Origin of the sequence: Bradyrhizobium cytisi, assembly GCF_008123515.1 — a bacterium.
GTDB lineage: Bacteria > Pseudomonadota > Alphaproteobacteria > Rhizobiales > Xanthobacteraceae > Bradyrhizobium > Bradyrhizobium cytisi.
Map to the genome: position 1 here is coordinate 22,745 of NZ_VSSR01000062.1, position 17,971 is coordinate 40,715.

The 17,971-nt window shown below is 63.1% G+C and carries 14 protein-coding genes and 1 pseudogene; 14 read left to right on the top strand and 1 reads right to left on the bottom strand.

The window, feature by feature from the left end:
* The first annotated feature begins 16 nt into the window (after nt 1-16).
* The 11 genes from FXB38_RS32000 (at nt 17) to FXB38_RS32050 (ending at nt 10,962) form a co-directional block, all read left to right on the top strand.
* Entirely contained in the window at nt 17-601 is a 585-nt protein-coding gene (locus FXB38_RS32000; RefSeq protein WP_246230278.1) for a flavin reductase family protein, read from the top strand.
* Nucleotides 574-1,584, top strand: coding sequence for a branched-chain amino acid ABC transporter permease (locus tag FXB38_RS32005; protein ID WP_246230280.1), 1,011 nt, complete (start codon nt 574-576; stop codon nt 1,582-1,584). The genes FXB38_RS32000 and FXB38_RS32005 overlap by 28 nt, the downstream gene beginning before the upstream one ends.
* Nucleotides 1,568-2,599: a branched-chain amino acid ABC transporter permease gene (locus FXB38_RS32010; protein WP_007594458.1), complete on the top strand. Its 1,032-nt coding sequence runs from the start codon at nt 1,568-1,570 to the stop codon at nt 2,597-2,599. Before FXB38_RS32005 ends, FXB38_RS32010 begins: the two co-directional genes overlap by 17 nt.
* Entirely contained in the window at nt 2,596-3,321 is a 726-nt protein-coding gene (locus FXB38_RS32015) for an ABC transporter ATP-binding protein (protein WP_148754955.1), read from the top strand. Before FXB38_RS32010 ends, FXB38_RS32015 begins: the two co-directional genes overlap by 4 nt.
* Complete coding sequence (locus FXB38_RS32020; protein ID WP_148754956.1) at nt 3,314-4,033, top strand: ABC transporter ATP-binding protein; 720 nt, start codon at nt 3,314-3,316, stop codon at nt 4,031-4,033. Before FXB38_RS32015 ends, FXB38_RS32020 begins: the two co-directional genes overlap by 8 nt.
* A 105-nt stretch (nt 4,034-4,138) precedes the next feature.
* Nucleotides 4,139-4,903, top strand: coding sequence for an enoyl-CoA hydratase/isomerase family protein (locus tag FXB38_RS32025; RefSeq protein ID WP_148754957.1), 765 nt, complete (start codon nt 4,139-4,141; stop codon nt 4,901-4,903).
* 4 nt (nt 4,904-4,907) lie between these two features.
* The gene (locus FXB38_RS32030; RefSeq protein WP_148754958.1) at nt 4,908-5,699 is read left to right on the top strand and encodes a creatininase family protein; all 792 of its coding nucleotides are present in this window, start codon (nt 4,908-4,910) and stop codon (nt 5,697-5,699) included.
* A 167-nt stretch (nt 5,700-5,866) separates the two neighbouring features.
* A complete protein-coding gene (locus tag FXB38_RS32035) occupies nt 5,867-7,000 on the top strand; it encodes an LLM class flavin-dependent oxidoreductase (protein WP_148754959.1) in 1,134 nt (377 codons plus the stop codon).
* Between the two features lie 16 nt (nt 7,001-7,016).
* Complete coding sequence (locus FXB38_RS32040; protein ID WP_007594449.1) at nt 7,017-7,796, top strand: enoyl-CoA hydratase/isomerase family protein; 780 nt, start codon at nt 7,017-7,019, stop codon at nt 7,794-7,796.
* Nucleotide 7,797: 1 nt separating this feature from the next.
* Entirely contained in the window at nt 7,798-9,663 is a 1,866-nt protein-coding gene (locus FXB38_RS32045; RefSeq protein ID WP_148754960.1) for an AMP-dependent synthetase/ligase, read from the top strand.
* A gap of 75 nt (nt 9,664-9,738) precedes the next feature.
* Nucleotides 9,739-10,962 (top strand): ABC transporter substrate-binding protein, encoded by a 1,224-nt coding sequence (locus FXB38_RS32050; RefSeq protein ID WP_148754961.1) that lies wholly within the window; start codon nt 9,739-9,741, stop codon nt 10,960-10,962.
* Between the two features lie 72 nt (nt 10,963-11,034).
* Here FXB38_RS32050 and FXB38_RS32055 read toward each other — a convergent pair whose 3' ends face one another.
* The gene (locus FXB38_RS32055) at nt 11,035-11,895 is read right to left on the bottom strand and encodes an AraC family transcriptional regulator (protein WP_187435289.1); all 861 of its coding nucleotides are present in this window, start codon (nt 11,893-11,895) and stop codon (nt 11,035-11,037) included.
* Nucleotides 11,896-12,266: 371 nt separating this feature from the next.
* Between FXB38_RS32055 and mdeB the strand changes: the two are divergent.
* From mdeB to lpdA, 3 genes and pseudogenes are all read left to right on the top strand, one after another.
* Nucleotides 12,267-14,946: pseudogene (gene mdeB, locus FXB38_RS32060) on the top strand (alpha-ketoglutarate dehydrogenase).
* 17 nt (nt 14,947-14,963) lie between these two features.
* Nucleotides 14,964-16,244 (top strand): 2-oxo acid dehydrogenase subunit E2, encoded by a 1,281-nt coding sequence (locus FXB38_RS32065; RefSeq protein WP_148754962.1) that lies wholly within the window; start codon nt 14,964-14,966, stop codon nt 16,242-16,244.
* Between the two features lie 8 nt (nt 16,245-16,252).
* Nucleotides 16,253-17,965 carry a dihydrolipoyl dehydrogenase gene (lpdA, locus tag FXB38_RS32070; RefSeq protein ID WP_148754963.1) on the top strand — a complete coding sequence of 571 codons (1,713 nt, stop codon included), beginning with the start codon at nt 16,253-16,255 and terminating at the stop codon, nt 17,963-17,965.
* Nucleotides 17,966-17,971: the final 6 nt, after the last annotated feature.

Below are 17,971 nucleotides of genomic sequence, written 5' to 3' on the forward strand. Positions count from 1 at the left end.
ACCGGGGCAGCGCTGCATGCCCGGACTCACAACCAGACAAAGAGGGCGCATCCATCCCATGAATCCAAGGGTCGTAGCCATGCCGTCCGCAACACCGCTGTCCGAAACGAGCCCACTCGATGCCGCAGCATTCCGCGCTGCAATGCGCAGCGTGCCGGGCACCGTGTCGATCGTCACGACAGGCCGGGCGCCGAACCGCCATGGTCTGACACTGACGGCGGGCTGCTCACTGTCGGCGGCTCCGCCCAGCGTGCTGGTTTGCGTCAATCGATCTGCCGGTGCGCACGACACCATTCTCAGCAGTCGGTCGTTCTGCTGGAATATTCTGGGGGTCGAGCATCGCGATCTGGCGCTCAAGTTTTCCGGGCAGGACGGCAGCAAGGGCGATATCCGCTTCGGCGACGGTTTGTGGTGCGATCTCAAAACCGGAGCACCGAGTCTGGTCGGCGCGGTCTGCAGCTTCGATTGCCGCGTGGTGAATGCTTACAGCGACAGTAGTCACACCATTTTCACCGGAGAGGTGGTGGCTCAGACCACGAGAGCCGGATGTGAGTCGCTCGTCTACATCGACGGATGTTTCGCCGCGCCAAAGGCGGTCTGAAGCACAGACGACGTCAGGCGCCGCTACGTTTCCGCTACAGCCAAGATGGAACCGATCAGCATGCAAGGAAGACGAAGACTTTCCATCGCGCATCCATCAGCGGTCGGTCGCTGATGCTGTCGCTCTGGCTCAATGTCATCGCCGGCGGGGTGCTCATCGGACTGGTTTACGGGCTCGTCGCGCTCGGTCTCACGATCATCTTCGGCGTCATGCGCGTGGTCAATTTCGCTCATGGCGAGATGGTCGTGTTCGGGATCTACATCGGATACTGGACCGTTCGAATTTGGGACGTCCCGATCTTTCTAGCCGCTGCGGTCGCCGCGGTCGTCATGTTCGTGTTCGGCTATCTGCTGGAGACGCTCGTCGTGAAGCGGTTCGTCAATCGGCCGCATCATTATCAGTTTATCGTCTTCATCGGCCTCTCACTGCTTTTCAGCGGCGTATTGCTGATGTCGTTCGGTCCGGATCCGCGGCCGACGGCGTCTCAGCTGTCCTTCCAGACCGTGAGCGTGGGACCGCTCACCTTGGATTGGGCCCGCATCCAGGCGGCCGCTACGGCCGGCCTGCTAATCGCCGCACTGGGAGCCTATCTGAAGTACTCCGCATTCGGCCGATCGCTGCGGGGCGCCGCCAATAATCGACTCGGCGGACTGGTGGTCGGGCTTAATATCCCTCGGGTCTATGCGGTGACCTTCGGCATCGGAGCCGCCTGCGCTGGCGTCGCCGGCGCATTGATCTCGCCGCTGTTCGATGCGCAACCCTATCTCGCCGTCGACTTCACGCTGCTGGCCTTCGTGACGGTGATCGTCGGCGGTCTCGGCAGCTTCGGCGGCGCTCTTCTGGGCGGCCTGACGATCGGAGTCGCCGAAGCGATCGCGGCCTTGATGTTCACGCCGTCGATGAAAACTGCACTCCCTTACGCGCTCCTGATAATCATCCTGATTTTACGTCCGAGGGGGTTTTTCGGTGCAAAGGACATCTGATCAAGCCAGCGACACCAAGCGTTGGGGCGCCGGCGCTCTGGTCTTCGCCGCCCTGGCCATGGTGGGTGGCATGTCCAACGCCTACGTCATCTCGCTTCTGACGATCGTCCTGTTGTTCACCTTCCTGGGACAATCGTGGAACCTGATGCTCGGGATCGGCGGGCAGCTATCCATCGGTCACGCGCTGTTCGTTGGAATCGGTGCGTATGCGGTGGCGATCCTGAACATCAAATACGGCGTCACCCCGTGGATCGGTCTGCTGCTGGGCGCGGTGATTGCGGGCTTCGTCGGCGCTGTGCTGGCGTGGCTGAGCTTCCGCTTCGAGGTCCGTGGCATCTATTTCGCGCTGCTCACGATCGCGGCCGCCGAATTCGCCCGGATCATGTTCGGCGGGTGGGACTATGTCGGCGGCATGCAGGGCCTGTTCTATCAGGCACCGAGCGGCACGATGGACCTCGGGATGCTGCGCGGTGACGCGCGGTTTTACTACTTCGTCGCGCTCGCGCTTGCGGCCATCGGCGTCGCGGGAACGGAGCTGATCTCGCGGTCCTATTGGGGCTATGTCTGGCGGGCGATGCGGGACGACGACGAGGCCGCCCGCGCGCTGGGGGTGCGGACGTTTCGCCACAAGGTGCTGGTGGTCTCGATATCGGCCGCGACGGCCGCGATCGGCGGCGGCGTCCTGGGCCTGGTGCAGGGCGCGATCTTTCCGGATTCGATCATGGGCATGGCGATCTCGGTCGATGTCCTGATCGGCCCCGTGGTTGGCGGATTGGGCACTGCATTCGGCCCGCTGGTCGGCTCGATGGCCGCGATCCCGCTGCATCACGCCATGGGGGCGCTCGGCGACAGCCTGGGGCTCCCCGGACTGAACAGCGTCGCCTACGGGGCGGTGCTGATCCTGGTCGTGTGGTTTCTGCCCGACGGCATCTGGCCGGCGATCGTCCGGCTCTACGGGGCGATCCAGCTGCCGGCGCGCGGCCGGATCTCACAACTGCGGAAGGCCGAGGAATGACCGCGCTGCTCGAAGTGAAGAACTTGACCAAAGCGTTCGTTGGATTGGTCGCGGTCAATGACGTCAGCTTCTCACTGCAGGCAGGCCGCATCACCGCCCTGATCGGGCCGAACGGCGCCGGCAAGACCACCTGCTTCAATCTCGTCGCCGGGGCGCTGAGACCGACCGCCGGGCAGGTGTTGTTCGAGGGGTGTTTGCTCGAGCGCGAGCCGCCCGAAGCGGTGTGCCGCATGGGCATTGCGCGCACCTTCCAGATCGTCCGGCCGATGAAAGATATGTCGGTGCTCGAGAATGCCATGGTGGGCGCCTTCAGTTGGACGACGAACGTCAAGGAGGCGCGGGACAAGGCGTATGAGTCGCTCGAAAATGTCGGGCTCGCCGGCAAGGCGAATGCCCGGACGGATCAGTTGACGTTGCCCGATCGCAAGATGCTCGAGATGGCGAAGGCGCTCTCGACTCGCCCTAAGTTGCTGCTGCTCGACGAAGTGATGGCGGGGCTGCGTCCGACCGAAGCGGCCGGCGTCGTCGGCGTGCTGCACCGGCTCGCCGAGAGTGGACTGACGATCCTACTGGTCGAGCACGTGATGCGGATCGTGATGGAAGTGGCGTCGACCGTGGTGGTGCTTCACCACGGCGCCAAGATCGCCGAGGGCAAGCCGTCAGAGGTGGTAGCGGATCCTGCGGTGCTGGAAAGTTATCTGGGAGCCGGTTTCCATGCCTGACGACGCGCTTCTCGAAATCGACGACCTGTGCGTGGCCTATGACGGCTCCAATGCGCTGAACGGCGTGTCGCTCCGCATCGGCAAGGGTGAACTGATCTGCGTGGTCGGCGCCAACGGCGCCGGCAAGACCTCTCTGATCCGATCAATCGCGGGGATCGTGCCGTCGTCGCGCGGTTCCGTCAGGATCAACGGAGTCGAAATCTCGCGGCGACCGCCGTGGGACATCTGCGAAATGGGCATCGCTCAGGTCGCCGAGGGCCGCCAGATCTTCAGTGCGCTTTCCGTCGAGGACAATCTGCTGATCGGCGGCTCGCTGAAGCGGGCCAGGCACGACCTGGCAAATACGCTTGATTCCGTCTATCAGCTGTTCGGGCGACTTCGCGAGCGCCGCGACCAGCTCGCCGGCACGCTGTCCGGCGGCGAGCAACAGATGCTGGCGATCGGTCGGGCGATCATGTCGAAGCCAGAAATCATGATGTTCGACGAGCCGTCGATCGGACTGTCGCCGGCGCTGACCGATGTGATGTTCGGCGTCGTCAAATCCCTTAACGAGCAGGGCATCACGGTCCTTCTCGTCGAGCAGAATGTCGCCAAGTCGCTCGCGATGAGCAGCCGCGGCTATGTGCTCGAGAACGGCTCCGTGGTGTTGCATGGATCTAGCCGCGATCTGCTCGAGAACCCCGATGTCCAGCGCGCCTATCTGGGATTGTGAGGCGCGCCGTCTCGGCGAGGCGTCGGGCGTTGCGGCTCTCGTCGCGCCGCCGTTCGGTCCACCGCTCCCCGGCTGTTGCAGCCGCCTCTCGCTTGGGTCTCATTGATGAACACTGCCACTTCTCTCCTGATCGAGCGTGATCAAGACCTGGTCACGATCACGATGAACCGGCCGCCGGCCAATGCGCTGAATGCGCAACTCATCGTCGAGTTGCTGGAGGCGATCCGGCGCCTTGCCGACGACGAGAATCCGCCCGGCATCGTGCTCACCGGAAGCGGCGACCGCTTCTTCAGCGCAGGCGGCGACATCAAGGAAGTCGTCGGGATCGACGTCGCGAGGCCGCGCATCCGGTTCTTCCACGAACTCCTCGTGGCGATGGAGAACTATCCGGGCCCGATCGTCTGCGCCGTCCGCGGCTATGCGGTCGGAGGCGCCCTGGAGTTTCTGCTGCATGCGGACTATGTTGTGGCCGATGCGGTGTGCAAGATTGGATTTCCGGAAATCAACCATGGCCTGCTGCCGGTGACCAAAGGCATGCGCCGGGCCGTCGAGAAGCTCGGCGTGCGGGCGGCGCAAGAGCTGCTCTACTGGGGCGAGCTCGTCGGCGCGGAGCGCGCCGTGGCGATCGGCGCCGTGAATGAGATCGTCCCGACCGAGGAGGTCGCGTCCCGTGCGCGAGACGTGTGCGGCGTGTTGCGGCAGAAAGACCGCAAGCTGTTCCATGCCATCAAGCGATCGCTCAACCTCACCGCGCAAATGAGCGATCAGGCGCTCGAAAAAATGACCGTGGCCGACCTCGATGCCTATGTCACAGCCGAGAGCTCAACCAACGCGCGTGCGAGATTTTTGTCGAAGAACAGTAAGGGCTGAGCCGATGACGCGCGGATATCCCGATCAGATCTATCTGGAGCAGATGAGCTACGAGGAAGTCGCCGCGGCGCTGGCCGATGGGTGCACGACGGTAGTGATCCCGCTGGGGGCCGTCGAGCAGCATGGGCCGCATTTGTCTTTGGGCATGGATGCGGATCATGCCGATGCTCTGGCCGAGCGGATCGCGCGCAGCCGCGGCAACACGCTGGTGGCGCCGACCATCACGGTCGGCTGCTCGTCTCACCATCTGCCATTCGCGGGTACGATCTCGCTACGGCCGGAGACGCTGGAAGCGATTTGTGTCGATTATTGCACAAGCCTGGCGCGGCACGGCTTCAAGCGTATCCTGATTCACTCGGGTCACATCGGCAATTTTCCGGTCCTGAAGGACATGCTCGGTCGCTTGCGCGAGGCCGTCCCCTCGGATGTCGAGATCCTGGCGTTCTTCGACTCGACGAAATGGATCGACACGTGGCGCGATGCGGTGCGCGAAGCCGGAGGAGACGTGTCGGCCGTCGGCGGGCACGCCGACATCGCCGAGACGTCGCTGATGATGGTCATTAGGCCCGACAGCGTCAGACCGGACCGCTTCGAGGTGGGCCATCTTGGCGGCTTGTCGGAGGCTGATCTCGAGCTGATGTGGAAGAACGGCATCCGATCGGTTTCGCAGAACGGCGTGATCGGAAGTCCGATCGGCTCGAGCTACGCCATCGGCGAAGCGTGCCTCGCGGCGGTCGCCGAGTTGCTGATCAAGACCTTCGATAGCGAGGCCGGAGCCGCTAGCGCCCGCCGTTGACGGTCAGCCCGTCCGCTGCGTGGCGAAGCTTCCCGGGGCGTCTGCCATGTTGCGAATGCTGACAGCATAAAATTCGGAAAGCGTTACTACGCAACGCGGCTTTCGGGCGAAAATATCGCCACGCCTATGAAACCCTGTGCCATCTCGCAAGCTAAAAGGATTGAGACATGGCACTTACGTTTGGGTTCTGGTCTGAACAGGAAACCCAGGTCGGCCACAGTTACTCGCGCAGGCTTCACGAACTGGTCGACGAGGTCCGTCTGGCCGAGAAGGTCGGCTTCGACTGCGTCGCGCTCTCCGAGCAGCACGTGGCACTGGGCGGGATCTCGAGCTCGGCGCCCGAAGTGGTGTTCGGCTATCTGGCCGCGGTGACGTCGCGCGTCAAGCTGCGCGCGGCGGTGACGCTGATGCCGCAGCGCATCAATCACGCTTTGCGTTCGGCCGAGCGGCTTGCCGTGACCGACATCCTGTCCAACGGCCGCATGGAATTCTACGGCGGCCGCGCCAACACCACCATCGCGATGCGGGCGTTCAACGTCGACCCGAACGAAACGCTGGCGCAGATGGAAGAAGGACTGGCGCTGCTGAAAACGGCGATGCGCCAGGACATTTTCACGTTTGACGGCAAGTACTACCAGATCCCTCCGCGCCAGCTGGTTCCGAAGCCGCTGCAGAAGCCGCATCCGGTGATCGGGATAGCGGCGACCAGCGAGCGCAGTCATCTCTGGGCGGCCTCGCAGGGCTTCGCCGTGATGAGCAGCAACATCTATCAGGGCTGGGAAGCTCAGCAGAAGCTGATCGACGCCTATCAAAAGAACTGGAAGTGCGACGCGGAGGGACCGCTGCAGCGTCCGCGTATCGGCATTCCGCTGTTCATCGGCATCGGGAAAACGGACGAGCAGGCCAAGGCAGATTATGCCGGCCCGCTAATGCACTATGCCAAGATCTCGACCGATGCCTATCCGCGTCTCGCGGCGATTGCCGACGACTACAAATACATGGGGGAGAGCGTGCCGTCGATGGAGCGCGCCGCCAACGACTGGGACTATCTGGTCAACGAGTCGGCCACGACGGTGTGCGGCAGCCCCGATACGGTCATTCGTCAGATCGAGAAGTTCGAGGCTATGGGTATCGACGAGGTGCTGCTGCACATGGACTCCGTCCCGCACGAACAGATCATGGAGGCGATCGACATGGTCGGTCGCTACGTCATCCCGCATTTCAACGACGGGAACAATGTCGTGCGGCCGACCGAGGAGATCCTCGGGCAGATCCGGCTGATGCGGACCCAGAAGCAGTAATCGAACGGTGAAATCAATGTCGCAATACGGCTACAAGTACCTGATCGTCGAGCAGCGCGCCACTGGCGTCGCGATCGTCACGATGAACCGCCCGGAGATCCTCAACGCGATCAACTGGGAGATGCACGAGGAGCTCGAAGACGTCTTCGTCAAGCTGGATCACGACAGTTCTGTCAACGCGATCGTTCTCACCGGTGCGGGCCGCGGATTTTGCTCTGGTGGCGATCAGAAGTCGCTGGATAAGGGAACGCTGCCGTCCCCGACGCGCAGCGGTCGCCACCTCATCCGCAACATGCTGGAAGTCGAAGTGCCGATCGTCGCGGCCGTCAACGGTGTCGCGGTCGGCCTGGGTGCCACGCTCGCGCTGTTCTGCGACGTGATCTATGCGAGCTCGACAGCCCGTTTCGCCGACACGCACGTCAATGCCGGCGTCGTCGCGGGCGATGGCGGCGCGGTGATCTGGCCGCTGCTGATGGGGCCGGTACGCGCGAAGCACTATCTGATGACCGGCGAATTCATCTCCGCCGAGAAAGCGGCTGCTATCGGCATGATCAACGAGGTGGTCGCAGACGGCAACGTTCTCGATGCCGCGATCGAATACGCCGAACTGCTGGCAAGCGGGCCGAAGGAATCGATCGTGTGGACCAAGTACAGCGTCAACAAGATCATCAAGCAGTACGCCCACCTGCTGCTCGACACCTCTGCGGCGCTGGAGATGTTGACGTTCAAGTCGCCCGAGCGGGCCGAGGCGGTTGCCGCATTCGCAGCCAAGCGCAAGCGTTTCGCGGAGCGCTGAGATGAACGTCGCTGAGATGACATCCGGCGCCCAGTTGGCGGATACGACCGTCGTGCAGCTTTTGGCCGCGCGACTCGCGGAGCGGCCCGACAAGATCGCCTTGCAACAAAAGCGTCACGGCGCCTGGACCGCCATGACGTGGGGCGCCTATGCGCAGCGTGTCGTGAACCTGGCCAGCGCGCTGCGGCGTGCTGGTCTCGAGCGCGGCGATCGGGTCGCGATCATGGGCGATTCGTCCGAGGAATGGCTGATCGCGGACATGGCCACGATGTGCGCCGGCGGCGTCATGGTGGGCGTGTACTTCACCTCGTCACCCGAAGAAGTGGCTTACTGCTTCACGGATTCAGGCGCGAAGTTCGCGTTCGTCGGCGGGGAGCCGCAGCTTCGCATCGTGCTCGCCTCCGGTCGGGCCGAGCAGCTCCGCGGCATCATCGTGCTCGACCTGGATTGGACCGGCGAGGCCTCGGCGTCGATCAAGCCGCTGGCCGACTTTGTTGGAGCACTCGATGTTGATGCGCATGACTATCTGCAGAAGGAGAGCGCGACAGCAAAGGCGTCCGATGTCGTCAGCATCGGCTATACGTCCGGGACGACCGGAAACCCCAAAGGCGCCATGCTGACGCACCTTTCCATTCTCGCCGGCGTTCATTGCATCACGCTGTTCGGCCCCAGCATGCGCGAAGAGGAGCACCGGGTGGTCGTGCATTTGCCGATGTCGCACACCGTGGCGCGCGGGCAGGCGACCACGTTGCCGCTGATCGCCGACGCAGTTCCATATTTCGGCGAGACGACCGCGGATTTCGCCCAGACGATCAAAGAGGTGAAGCCGACCTACTATATGGCGCCGCCGCGGTTCTACCAGCGCTTTGCGACACAGATCCTCAGCAAGGTGCATCCCGCCGGGGAAGCGGGAGATCAGAACTACACGCTCGCCATGACGATCGCGCGCAGGGCGCTCGAAGACCGTCAGCGCGGCCACGAGGATGCCTTCGTCTCGAAACTGTTCGCGGCCTGCCGCGAGCAAGTGTTCCTGCCGCTGCTCGCGGAGGTCGGCTTCGACGAGCTGAAGGTCGCGTTCACCTCGTCGGCGGCGATGCCGTCCGAGCTGATGTCGCTGTGGCAGTTGTGGGGCTTGCAGCTCAAGGAGTGCTACGGCCAGACCGAACTGGTCGGTGCCAATCTGGTGCAGATGGCGCAGTGGCCGAAGGCCGGCAACGTCGGGGTCCCTCTGCCGGATCCGGCCTGGGAAACCGCCGTGCTCCAGGACGGCGAGATGATCGTCCGTGGACCGGGATTGTTCGCGGGCTATTGGAACAAGCCGGACGAGACGAAAGCGGCGCTTCGCGACGGCTGGCTCTACACCGGCGACATCGTCGAAGTGTCGCCGGAAGGAACCTTCAAGCTTGTCGACCGGAAGAAGGAGATCATCAACACGTCGAACGGCAAATCGATCAGCCCGACTCAGATCGAAAACGAGCTGAGGCACAGCCCGTTCATCTCCGAGGCGGCTGTGATCGGCGAGGGGCGAAAATATCTCACCGCCCTGATCGAAGTGGATGCCACCGCCACAATGGACTGGGCGAAGTCGCGCGACGACAAGATCGCGAGTTACGCGGACCTGGCAGGCTCCGAGATCGTCAACCGGCTGATCGAGGCGGAGATCGGCAAGGCCAACGGAAGGCTGGCGCGAGCCGAGCAGATCAAGGCGTTCCGCATTCTGCCGGAGGAGCTGTCGCTCGAGAACGGCGTGATGACGCCGACGCGGAAGAAGCGTCGCAAGCAGATCAACGAGCGCTATCAGTCGCTGATCGCGTCGCTCTACGACGAATCCGAGGAGACATTGATCAAGGCCGAGATGGGCCTTTGACGTCGGCGGTCGCTCCTCAAACGTACGAAACCACTAGTCGAGAAAGATTTCACCCCTTAGCAACAGGACATTGAGATGACCAAGCGAAGCGGAATCACGCGGCGGACGATTGTAGGAAGCGGATTGGGAATTGCGGCAGGCCTGGTATCTAGGCCATCGTTTGCGGCGAACACGAAGGTGAAGGTGGGAGCGATCATGCCCAGCAGCGGCGTGCTGGCGTTTCCCGGTCAAGCCTGCGTGCGCGGCATCGATCTCGGCGTCAAATTCGCGCGTGAGAAGTTCGGCCTCGACATCGAGATCGTTCACGCCGATACGCAAAGCCGTCCGGAGAACGGTCGGATTGCCGCCGAGAGCCTGATCCGGCAGGGCTGCACCGTGCTGATCGGCGCGTGGGATTCCGGCGCCACCATTTCGGCGTTGCAGGCCTGCGAGGCCGCCAAGGTGCCCATGGTGGTCCACATCGCGAGCGCTACCCAGGTGACTTCGCAGGGCTTCACCCAGGTGTTCCGCTATTATCCCACGTCGCTGACCATCGTGCGGCAATCGCTGACCGAGCTGAAGTCCGTGCTCGGCACGCTGAAGGATCCGCCGAGCAGCGCGGTCGTTCTCCATCTCAACAACACGATGGGGCAGTCGACGGCGGCCAGCATCGATCAGGCGTGGAAGGAAGTGGATGTTCCGCTCAAGATCGCGCAGTACATTGCCTATGACGAGAAAGCGAAGGATCTGTCGGTAGAGGTCGCCAAGGCGAAAGCGTCGGGTGCCGATGCTTTGATCTCGGTCACGCGCGTCAACGACGCGATCATGATCGCGCGCGAATGCATCAAGCAGGGCTGGGACCCAAAGATGGTGTTTTCGCCCAACTCCAACGGCGTGTCGGACAAGGCGTATCACGACGCGCTCGGAAAGTATGGTGACGGTCCGATTCTGTCGGCGTTGTGGCTCAATCCCAAGGGCGCCGAGACCGACAAGATCGTGAAGATGTTCGCGGCCGACTACCCGAATGACTGGTTCGATGCCAATGCGGGCTGCGCGTTCGAGGCGGTGCAGATCGTCGCAGACGCCGTGACGCGGGCGGCGTCGCCGGAGTCGGCGGCGATTCACGGCGCGCTCAAGAAGACCGACATGAAGCCGATCCTGATGTACGGCGACAACACCAAGTTCGACGAGACCGGCCAGAACATCCACTGTTCGATGGTGATGCTGCAGGGTTTGAAAGGCAGGCCGCGGGTGGTGGCTCCAAAGGCCATTGCGGAAGCGTCGCTCGAGTATCCGCTTGCGCCTTACAGCAAACGCTGACGTCGTTACGGGCGGCCCCACGAAAGCGTCGTGGGGTCGCGGTCGTCAAAGGCTCAGGCAGGGACGTGCGAACTAGGGCAAACCGTCCGAATTGATCAGGCGCGACCGCTCGGCAAGGAAGCGGCGGGGGCTCTTTCCCATCGTCTTCTTGAACATCGTGATGAACGCGCTGGGCGTTTCGTAGCCCAGTTCGAGCGACACAGCCTGGACCGAAGTGCCCGCCGTGAGGCGTTGCATGGCGATCAGAATGTGGAGACGCTGGCGCCAGCGCCCGAAGGTCATCCCGGTTTCCTTGGCGATGAAGCGTGCGAACGTACTCTCGCTCATCGCGTAGCGCGAGGCGACTTCGTCCATCGTGCTGCGGTCGCCCGGATTATTCAACAAGGAGGTCGCGAGGTGTTGAAGACGGGCGTCGGGGGAGATCGGCAGATACATTTCATCCGTTGTCGACATCTGCACGAGTTCGTCGAGCAAAACGCGGCCGAGACGGCTGGTTGGTCCTTCCAGCGGATAGAGCGGTGGGAACACCGAGAGACGGTGGATCAATTCGCGCACCAGCGACGTGATCATCAGCGTGCAGCAGGTCCGCGGCAGCATGCTGACCTGCGGATCGATGAACACGGTGTAGAGTTTGCCGAAATCGGCCACGCAATTGCTGTGCTGCACGCCGGCCGGGATCCATACCGCGCCTTGCGGAGGCACGATCCACAAGCCGCCAGGCGCCCGGCACATCACCGAGCCATGAGATGCGACGACCAATTGGCCTTTGCGGTGTGAGTGCAGCGGCAGATCGTCGTTGTCTTTGCTGGTTTCGAGACAGAATGAAGTGACGGGACGATCGAACTGATCCGGATCGACAGGATCATAGTTGATCCGAAGATCGGGCAGATCCATTCGCGCAAATTCGCGATCGAACTCGGTCTCGGGCGGCATTTCAATCCTGCCAATTCGTCAAGTCGGTCAAGCTTTGATGCAGATCCTGCTGCTAGCCGAGGTTAGCTGTTTTGAAAGGTCAGGTCACTAGTCGCGGCGAGCCGTCGAGTTCGCTGATTTGCGACAAGATGCCCGCTACTGCGGCGTGAGCGCTGAGCGATGCGGCATGCTGCGCCGTGACCAAGCGGGAGCACCTGTCAGGCGACCGACGGCTCGATCACTCGCCCGATTGAACCAACAGCAGAGAATGCTGCAATGCGAGCCTCGGCGTCCCGCCGGAGCCGGGCAATCCGTCGGAACGCGGCCGTATTCAGCAGCACGTGCCATAGCACCCGATGCTACCAAGTGCGGGCTTTCTCGGAGCCCGACGCATGACTGCACACATCGATCCGCCACGCAAGGCCGTCAACGCCGATCAGGATGCGGTCGAAACCGCCGATTGGCTCGCCTCGCTTGGATCGCTCCACCACAGCGCCGGTGCCGAGCGCGTGCGATACATCCTGGCTGCACTCGATCGGCGTGCGAAGGAGCTCGGCGTTCTGCTGGACTCTCCGCCGTTCTCGCCCTATCGAAATTCGATTCCGCTTGAGCAGCAGAAGCCCTACCCCGGCGACATCGCGATCGAGACCCGCCTGACGGCAATCATTCGCTGGAACGCGCTCGCGATGGTGGTCCGTGCCAACAAGGCCTATGGGGAACTCGGCGGGCACGTCGCCAGCTACGCCTCGGCGGCAGAGATCTTCGAAGTCGGTTTCAATCATTTCTTTCGCGCGTCAAGCTCCGAGTCGGAGGGGGACTTGGTGTATTTCCAGCCGCATTCGTCTCCTGGAGTCTATGCACGAGCGTATCTCGAAGGCCGATTGTCGGACGAAAATTTGAAGCTGTATCGCCAGGAACTGAGTGGCCCTGGTCTGTCGTCCTATCCGCATCCCTGGCTGATGCCAGAGTTCTGGCAGGTGCCGTCGGCGTCGATGGGCCTCGGCCCGATCAGCGCGATCTACCAGGCGCGGTTCATGAAGTATCTGCAGCATCGCGGCCTGGTGCAGACGGCTGGTCGTCACGTCTGGGGTGTGTTCGGCGACGGCGAGATGGACGAGCCGGAATCGATCGCCGGGCTCGCCCTGGCGGCACGGGAAAATCTCGACAACCTCACCTTCGTCGTCAATTGCAACCTGCAGCGCCTGGATGGGCCGGTCCGCGGCAACGGGCAGGTGATTCAGGAACTCGAATCACTTTTCCAGGGCGCCGGCTGGAACGTCATCAAGGTGCTGTGGGGATCGCACTGGGACGATATCTTCGCGCGCGATATCAAGCATGCGCTGCTGCGCAAATTCGCCGACACCGTCGATGGCAAATATCAGACGCTCGGCGCCAAGGATGGGGCCTACAACCTCGCCAACTTCTTCAGCGAGGATCCCGAGGTCCGGGCGCTAGTTGCGCACATGTCGGACGCGGATATCGACGGCCTGAAGCGCGGTGGCCACGACTTCAAGAAGCTGTTCGCGGCCTTTGCCGCCGCGAAGGACATTAAGGGTCGGCCGACCGTCATTCTGGCGAAGACCAAGAAGGGCTACGGCATGGGCGGCGCCGGCGAGTCGCGTATGACGTCGCACCAGGCCAAGAAGCTCGACGTCGACGCGCTGTATGCGTTCCGCGACCGATTCGCCCTGCCGCTCAGCAACAAGCAAGTCGAGGATCTGGAATTCTTCAGGCCTGCGGAAGACAGCGCGGAAATTCAGTACCTACGCGCCCGTCGCGCGGCACTCGGTGGGTACATGCCGGCGCGGCGACGCGATTCGGCGGCGCTGCCGGTGCCGCCGCTGCAAACCTACGCGGAGTTCGCGCTGCGCGGCGACGGCAAGGAGACGTCGACCACGATGGCGATCGTGCGGCTGTTCACCAATTTGCTCAAGGACAAAACGCTCGGCCCGCGCATCGTTCCGATCGTCGCCGACGAAGCCCGCACCTTCGGAATGGCGAACCTGTTCAGACAGGTCGGCATCTACTCGCCGGCGGGACAGCTCTACGAGCCGGAAGATGCCGGTTCGATGCTGTACTACAAGGAAGCGATCGACGGTCAATTGCTGGAGGAGGGGATCACCGAGGCGGGGGCGATTTCGTCATGGACCGCGGCGGCGACCTCCTACAGCATCCATAACTTCCCGTTGCTGCCGTTCTATATCTACTATTCGATGTTCGGCTTTCAGCGGGTCGGCGATCTGATCTGGGCGGCGGCGGACCAGCGCGCGCGTGGCTTTTTGATCGGGGCGACGGCCGGCCGGACGACGCTCGGCGGCGAAGGCTTGCAGCATCAGGACGGGTCCAGCCATCTGATGGCGGCGACCGTTCCGAACTGCCGGGCCTACGATCCGGCATTCTCCTACGAGGTGGCTGTCATCGTCGATCACGGCATGCGGTCGATGCTCGAGCAGGGCAACGACGAGTTCTATTACCTCACGGCGATGAACGAGAACTATGCGCAGCCCTCGATGCCCGACGATGCACGCGACGGCATCATCAAGGGTCTCTATCGGGTTCTGCCGAGCGCTGACGGGCCGGCGAAGATCAGGCTGGTCGGCTCGGGCGCCATTCTCCCGGAGGCGCTCGCCGCCGCAGCGATGCTGCAAAGCGAATGGAAAGTGGCCTGTGAAGTCTGGTCGGCAACGAGCTTTTCCGAGCTGGCGCGGGGAGGCGCGCGAGGTGGAGCGAACTAATCGGCTCTCGCCGCTGTCGACCCCGGTCGAGAGCCACGTCGTACAATGCCTCGGCGGCAAGGTGCCGATCGTCGCGGCATCGGATTATGTCCGGGCTTATCCGCAACTGATCGGTTCTTACATCGAGGCGCCCTATACGGTGCTGGGCACCGACGGCTTCGGGCGCAGCGATACGCGCGCCGCGCTGAGATCGTTCTTCGAGGTCGATCGCAAGCAGATCGTCGTTGCGGCGCTGTCGGCGCTGGCAAAATTGGGTCAAGTGGCGCGTGAGCAGGTCGCCGAAGCCATCGCCAGCTACGAATTGCCGACCGGCGTTGCATCGCCTTGGTCGCGCTGAGATAGGGCGGAGCGCGCATGTCTCGTTCAATTGAAGTCGTTCTGCCAGATATTGGGGACTACAAGGATGTTCCGGTAGTCGAAATCAATGTGTCGGTCGGCGACGAGGTCACGATCGACATGCCGTTGCTGTCGATCGAGTCCGACAAGGCGACGATGGAGGTGCCATCCCCGGCCGCAGGTACGGTGGCCAAACTGATGATCGACGTCGGGGCGCGGGTTTCTCAAGGTTCGGTTCTGATGATCCTCGAAGGTCGCGGCGAATCCACCGCGCCTCCGCCGGCGACTGCGTCGGCACCGCAGGTGGAGCAACGGATCTCGAAGCAGGAGGCGCTGTCACGGCCGGCGCCCGCGGCTCCAGTCGATGACTCGCGAGCACGTGCACAGCAGCCGCAGCCTAGCGGGGCGGCGCATGCATCGCCGTCGGTCCGCGCTTTGGCGCGTGAGCTCGGCGTGACGCTGGACTCGGTCGTGCCCACTGGCCTCAAGGGCCGGATTTTGCGCGAGGATGTGGCGGCCTTCGTCAACGGACTGGTGCGATCGGGACCGGCGATGGCGCCTGAGCCCGACGCCCCGGTCGATTGGCCCAAGGTGGATTTCGAGAGGTACGGCGCGGTCGAGCGCCTGGCGCTGACACGGATCCAGAAGCTGACCGGTATGAACCTCTCGCGCAACTGGAGCGTCATTCCCCATGTAACGAATTTCGACAGAGCGGATGTGACCGACGCCGAAGCCTTTCGACAGCTCGCCAATGCCGAGGCCGCGAAGGACACGGCGAAGCTCACCATGGTGTCGCTGCTGATCAAGGCCGCGGCCTTGGCGCTGCAGAAATACCCGCGCTTCAATTCGTCGCTCGATGGCGATGAGTTGATCCTCAAGCACTACGTCCACATCGGCGTCGCTGTCGACACGCCGAGAGGTCTGGTCGTGCCGGTGATCCGGGACTGCGATAAGAAGGGCCTTCGGCAGATTGCCGCGGAGATGCGCTCGCTCGCCGACAAGGCGCACGCGGGGCAGCTCGCGTCGGGCGACATGCAGGGCGGCTGTTTCTCGGTGTCGTCTCTCGGCGGCATCGGCGGTCAGGGATTTACGCCCATCATCAACGCGCCCGAGGTGGCGATCCTCGGCGCCGGGCGGGCCGCCACCGAGGCGGTCTGGAACGGCCGCGAGTTTGAACCGCGCCTCATCCTTCCGATGAGTCTGTCGTGGGATCACCGGGTCGTCGACGGCGTGGCTGGGGCCCGGTTCCTGGGCTTCGTCGCGTCGGTGCTCTCCGATCTGCGGCGCTTCGCATTGTGAGGACGCAGATGCGGACAGAGGAAATCCGGGTCCCCGACATTGGGGATTTCCGAGACGTCGAAGTCGTCGAGGTCCACGTCAGGGCGGGCGACGTCGTCGTGCGAGAGCAGGCGTTGATCACAGTGGAATCCGACAAGGCCACGCTGGAGATTCCGTCGCCGATCGCAGGGGTGATCACGAGCATGTCGCTGTGTGTTGGAGACAAGGTGTCTCAAGGCTCCATGATTGGCAAGGCGTCAGCGTCGGACGAAGCGGGCGCGCAGGGCGAGACGATCTCAGCGGATCAGGATGTTGGCCAGCGCGCAACAGATTATACGCGCTACGATCTTGTCGTGATTGGAGGCGGGCCGGGCGGCTATTCAGCAGCGTTTCGGGCCGCAGACCTTGGACTGAACACCGCGATCGTCGAGCGCTACGGCACCTTGGGCGGAGTTTGCCTGAACGTTGGATGTATCCCGTCGAAGGCGCTGCTTCATGTTGCGGCCGTCAAGGAGGAGGTCGAACGGATCGCGGACAAGGGCATTCGCTTCGCCGCGCCGCAGATCGATCTGCAGGAGCTGCGCGCCTTCAAGCACGGCACTGTCAAGAAGCTGACGGATGGGCTGAGCCAGATGGCGGCAGCGCGCCGCGTCACGGTGATCCGCGGCATCGCGAAATTCGCCTCCGCCACGCGGCTCGAGATTGTCGGTGAGGGGGCAGGCTCGCAGCAAATTGAATTTGGTCAATGCATCATTGCCACGGGCTCGCGCGCGGTGCAGCTGGCGGTGCTTCCCAAGGACGAGCGGGTCGTGACCTCGACCGGCGCGCTCGCGCTGCGAAGCATTCCGGGCCGCATGCTCGTGATCGGAGCGGGGATCATCGGGCTGGAGATGGCGACCGTCTACAGCTCGCTCGGCTCCAAGATCGATCTTGTCGAAAGGCTTCCCGATATCCTGGCGGGCGTGGATGCCGACGCGGTGAAGATCTGGCGTTCGCGCAACGCGCATCGCTTCGAGCATATCGACGTCGCAAGCAGCGTATCAACCGCCGAAATCACGCCGGACGGCGTGAGGGTCGGTACCACAGGCGCATCGGTACGGACACGATCGTACGATTTGGTGTTGCAATCGGCCGGCCGTGTTCCCAACAGTAGCGAGCTCGGCCTCGAACGGATCGACGTTGCCATCGATTCGAACGGCTTCATTCAGGTCGACGAGCAGATGAGAACGACGGCGCGCAACGTCTTCGCCATCGGCGACGTCGTCGGCGGTTCGATGCTGGCGCACAAGGCCGTTCACGAGGGGCACGTCGCCGCGGAAGTAGCTGCCGGGAAGCCGGCGGCCTTTACCGCGAAGATCGTCCCCAATGTCGCCTACACCGATCCTGAGATCGCCTGGGTCGGCAAGTCCGAGCGTGATGTCGCCGAATCCGGACGGAAGATCCGTTCGGCAAAATTCCCATGGGCCGCGTCCGGCCGGGCCATCGCGTCGGGCGCGTCCTATGGCATGACGAAGCTGCTGTTCGACGCCGAAACCGGTCGCATCGTCGGGGGCGTGATCGTCGGACCGCATGCCGGCGATATGATCGGGGAAATCTGTCTCGCTATCGAAATGGGGGCTGACGCGATCGATATCGGAAAGACCATTCACCCGCATCCGACCCTCGGCGAGACGATCGGCATGGCTGCCGAAGTCCATGAGGGCATTTGCACCGACCTGCCTCCAATCGCCAGAAAGCGGTAGATCAGT

What these genes read in the sequence shown, in the direction of transcription:
- FXB38_RS32005 (WP_246230280.1), top strand. Translation starts at nt 574, where the DNA reads ATGTTTCGCCGCGCCAAAGGCGGTCTGAAGCACAGACGACGTCAGGCG.
- FXB38_RS32045 (WP_148754960.1), top strand. Translation starts at nt 7,798, where the DNA reads ATGAACGTCGCTGAGATGACATCCGGCGCCCAGTTGGCGGATACGACC.
- FXB38_RS32000 (WP_246230278.1), top strand. Translation starts at nt 17, where the DNA reads ATGCCCGGACTCACAACCAGACAAAGAGGGCGCATCCATCCCATGAAT.
- FXB38_RS32020 (WP_148754956.1), top strand. Translation starts at nt 3,314, where the DNA reads ATGCCTGACGACGCGCTTCTCGAAATCGACGACCTGTGCGTGGCCTAT.
- FXB38_RS32035 (WP_148754959.1), top strand. Translation starts at nt 5,867, where the DNA reads ATGGCACTTACGTTTGGGTTCTGGTCTGAACAGGAAACCCAGGTCGGC.
- FXB38_RS32025 (WP_148754957.1), top strand. Translation starts at nt 4,139, where the DNA reads ATGAACACTGCCACTTCTCTCCTGATCGAGCGTGATCAAGACCTGGTC.
- FXB38_RS32055 (WP_187435289.1), bottom strand. Translation starts at nt 11,895, where the DNA reads ATGCCGCCCGAGACCGAGTTCGATCGCGAATTTGCGCGAATGGATCTG.
- FXB38_RS32015 (WP_148754955.1), top strand. Translation starts at nt 2,596, where the DNA reads ATGACCGCGCTGCTCGAAGTGAAGAACTTGACCAAAGCGTTCGTTGGA.
- FXB38_RS32065 (WP_148754962.1), top strand. Translation starts at nt 14,964, where the DNA reads ATGTCTCGTTCAATTGAAGTCGTTCTGCCAGATATTGGGGACTACAAG.
- lpdA (WP_148754963.1), top strand. Translation starts at nt 16,253, where the DNA reads ATGCGGACAGAGGAAATCCGGGTCCCCGACATTGGGGATTTCCGAGAC.
- FXB38_RS32040 (WP_007594449.1), top strand. Translation starts at nt 7,017, where the DNA reads ATGTCGCAATACGGCTACAAGTACCTGATCGTCGAGCAGCGCGCCACT.
- FXB38_RS32030 (WP_148754958.1), top strand. Translation starts at nt 4,908, where the DNA reads ATGACGCGCGGATATCCCGATCAGATCTATCTGGAGCAGATGAGCTAC.
- FXB38_RS32050 (WP_148754961.1), top strand. Translation starts at nt 9,739, where the DNA reads ATGACCAAGCGAAGCGGAATCACGCGGCGGACGATTGTAGGAAGCGGA.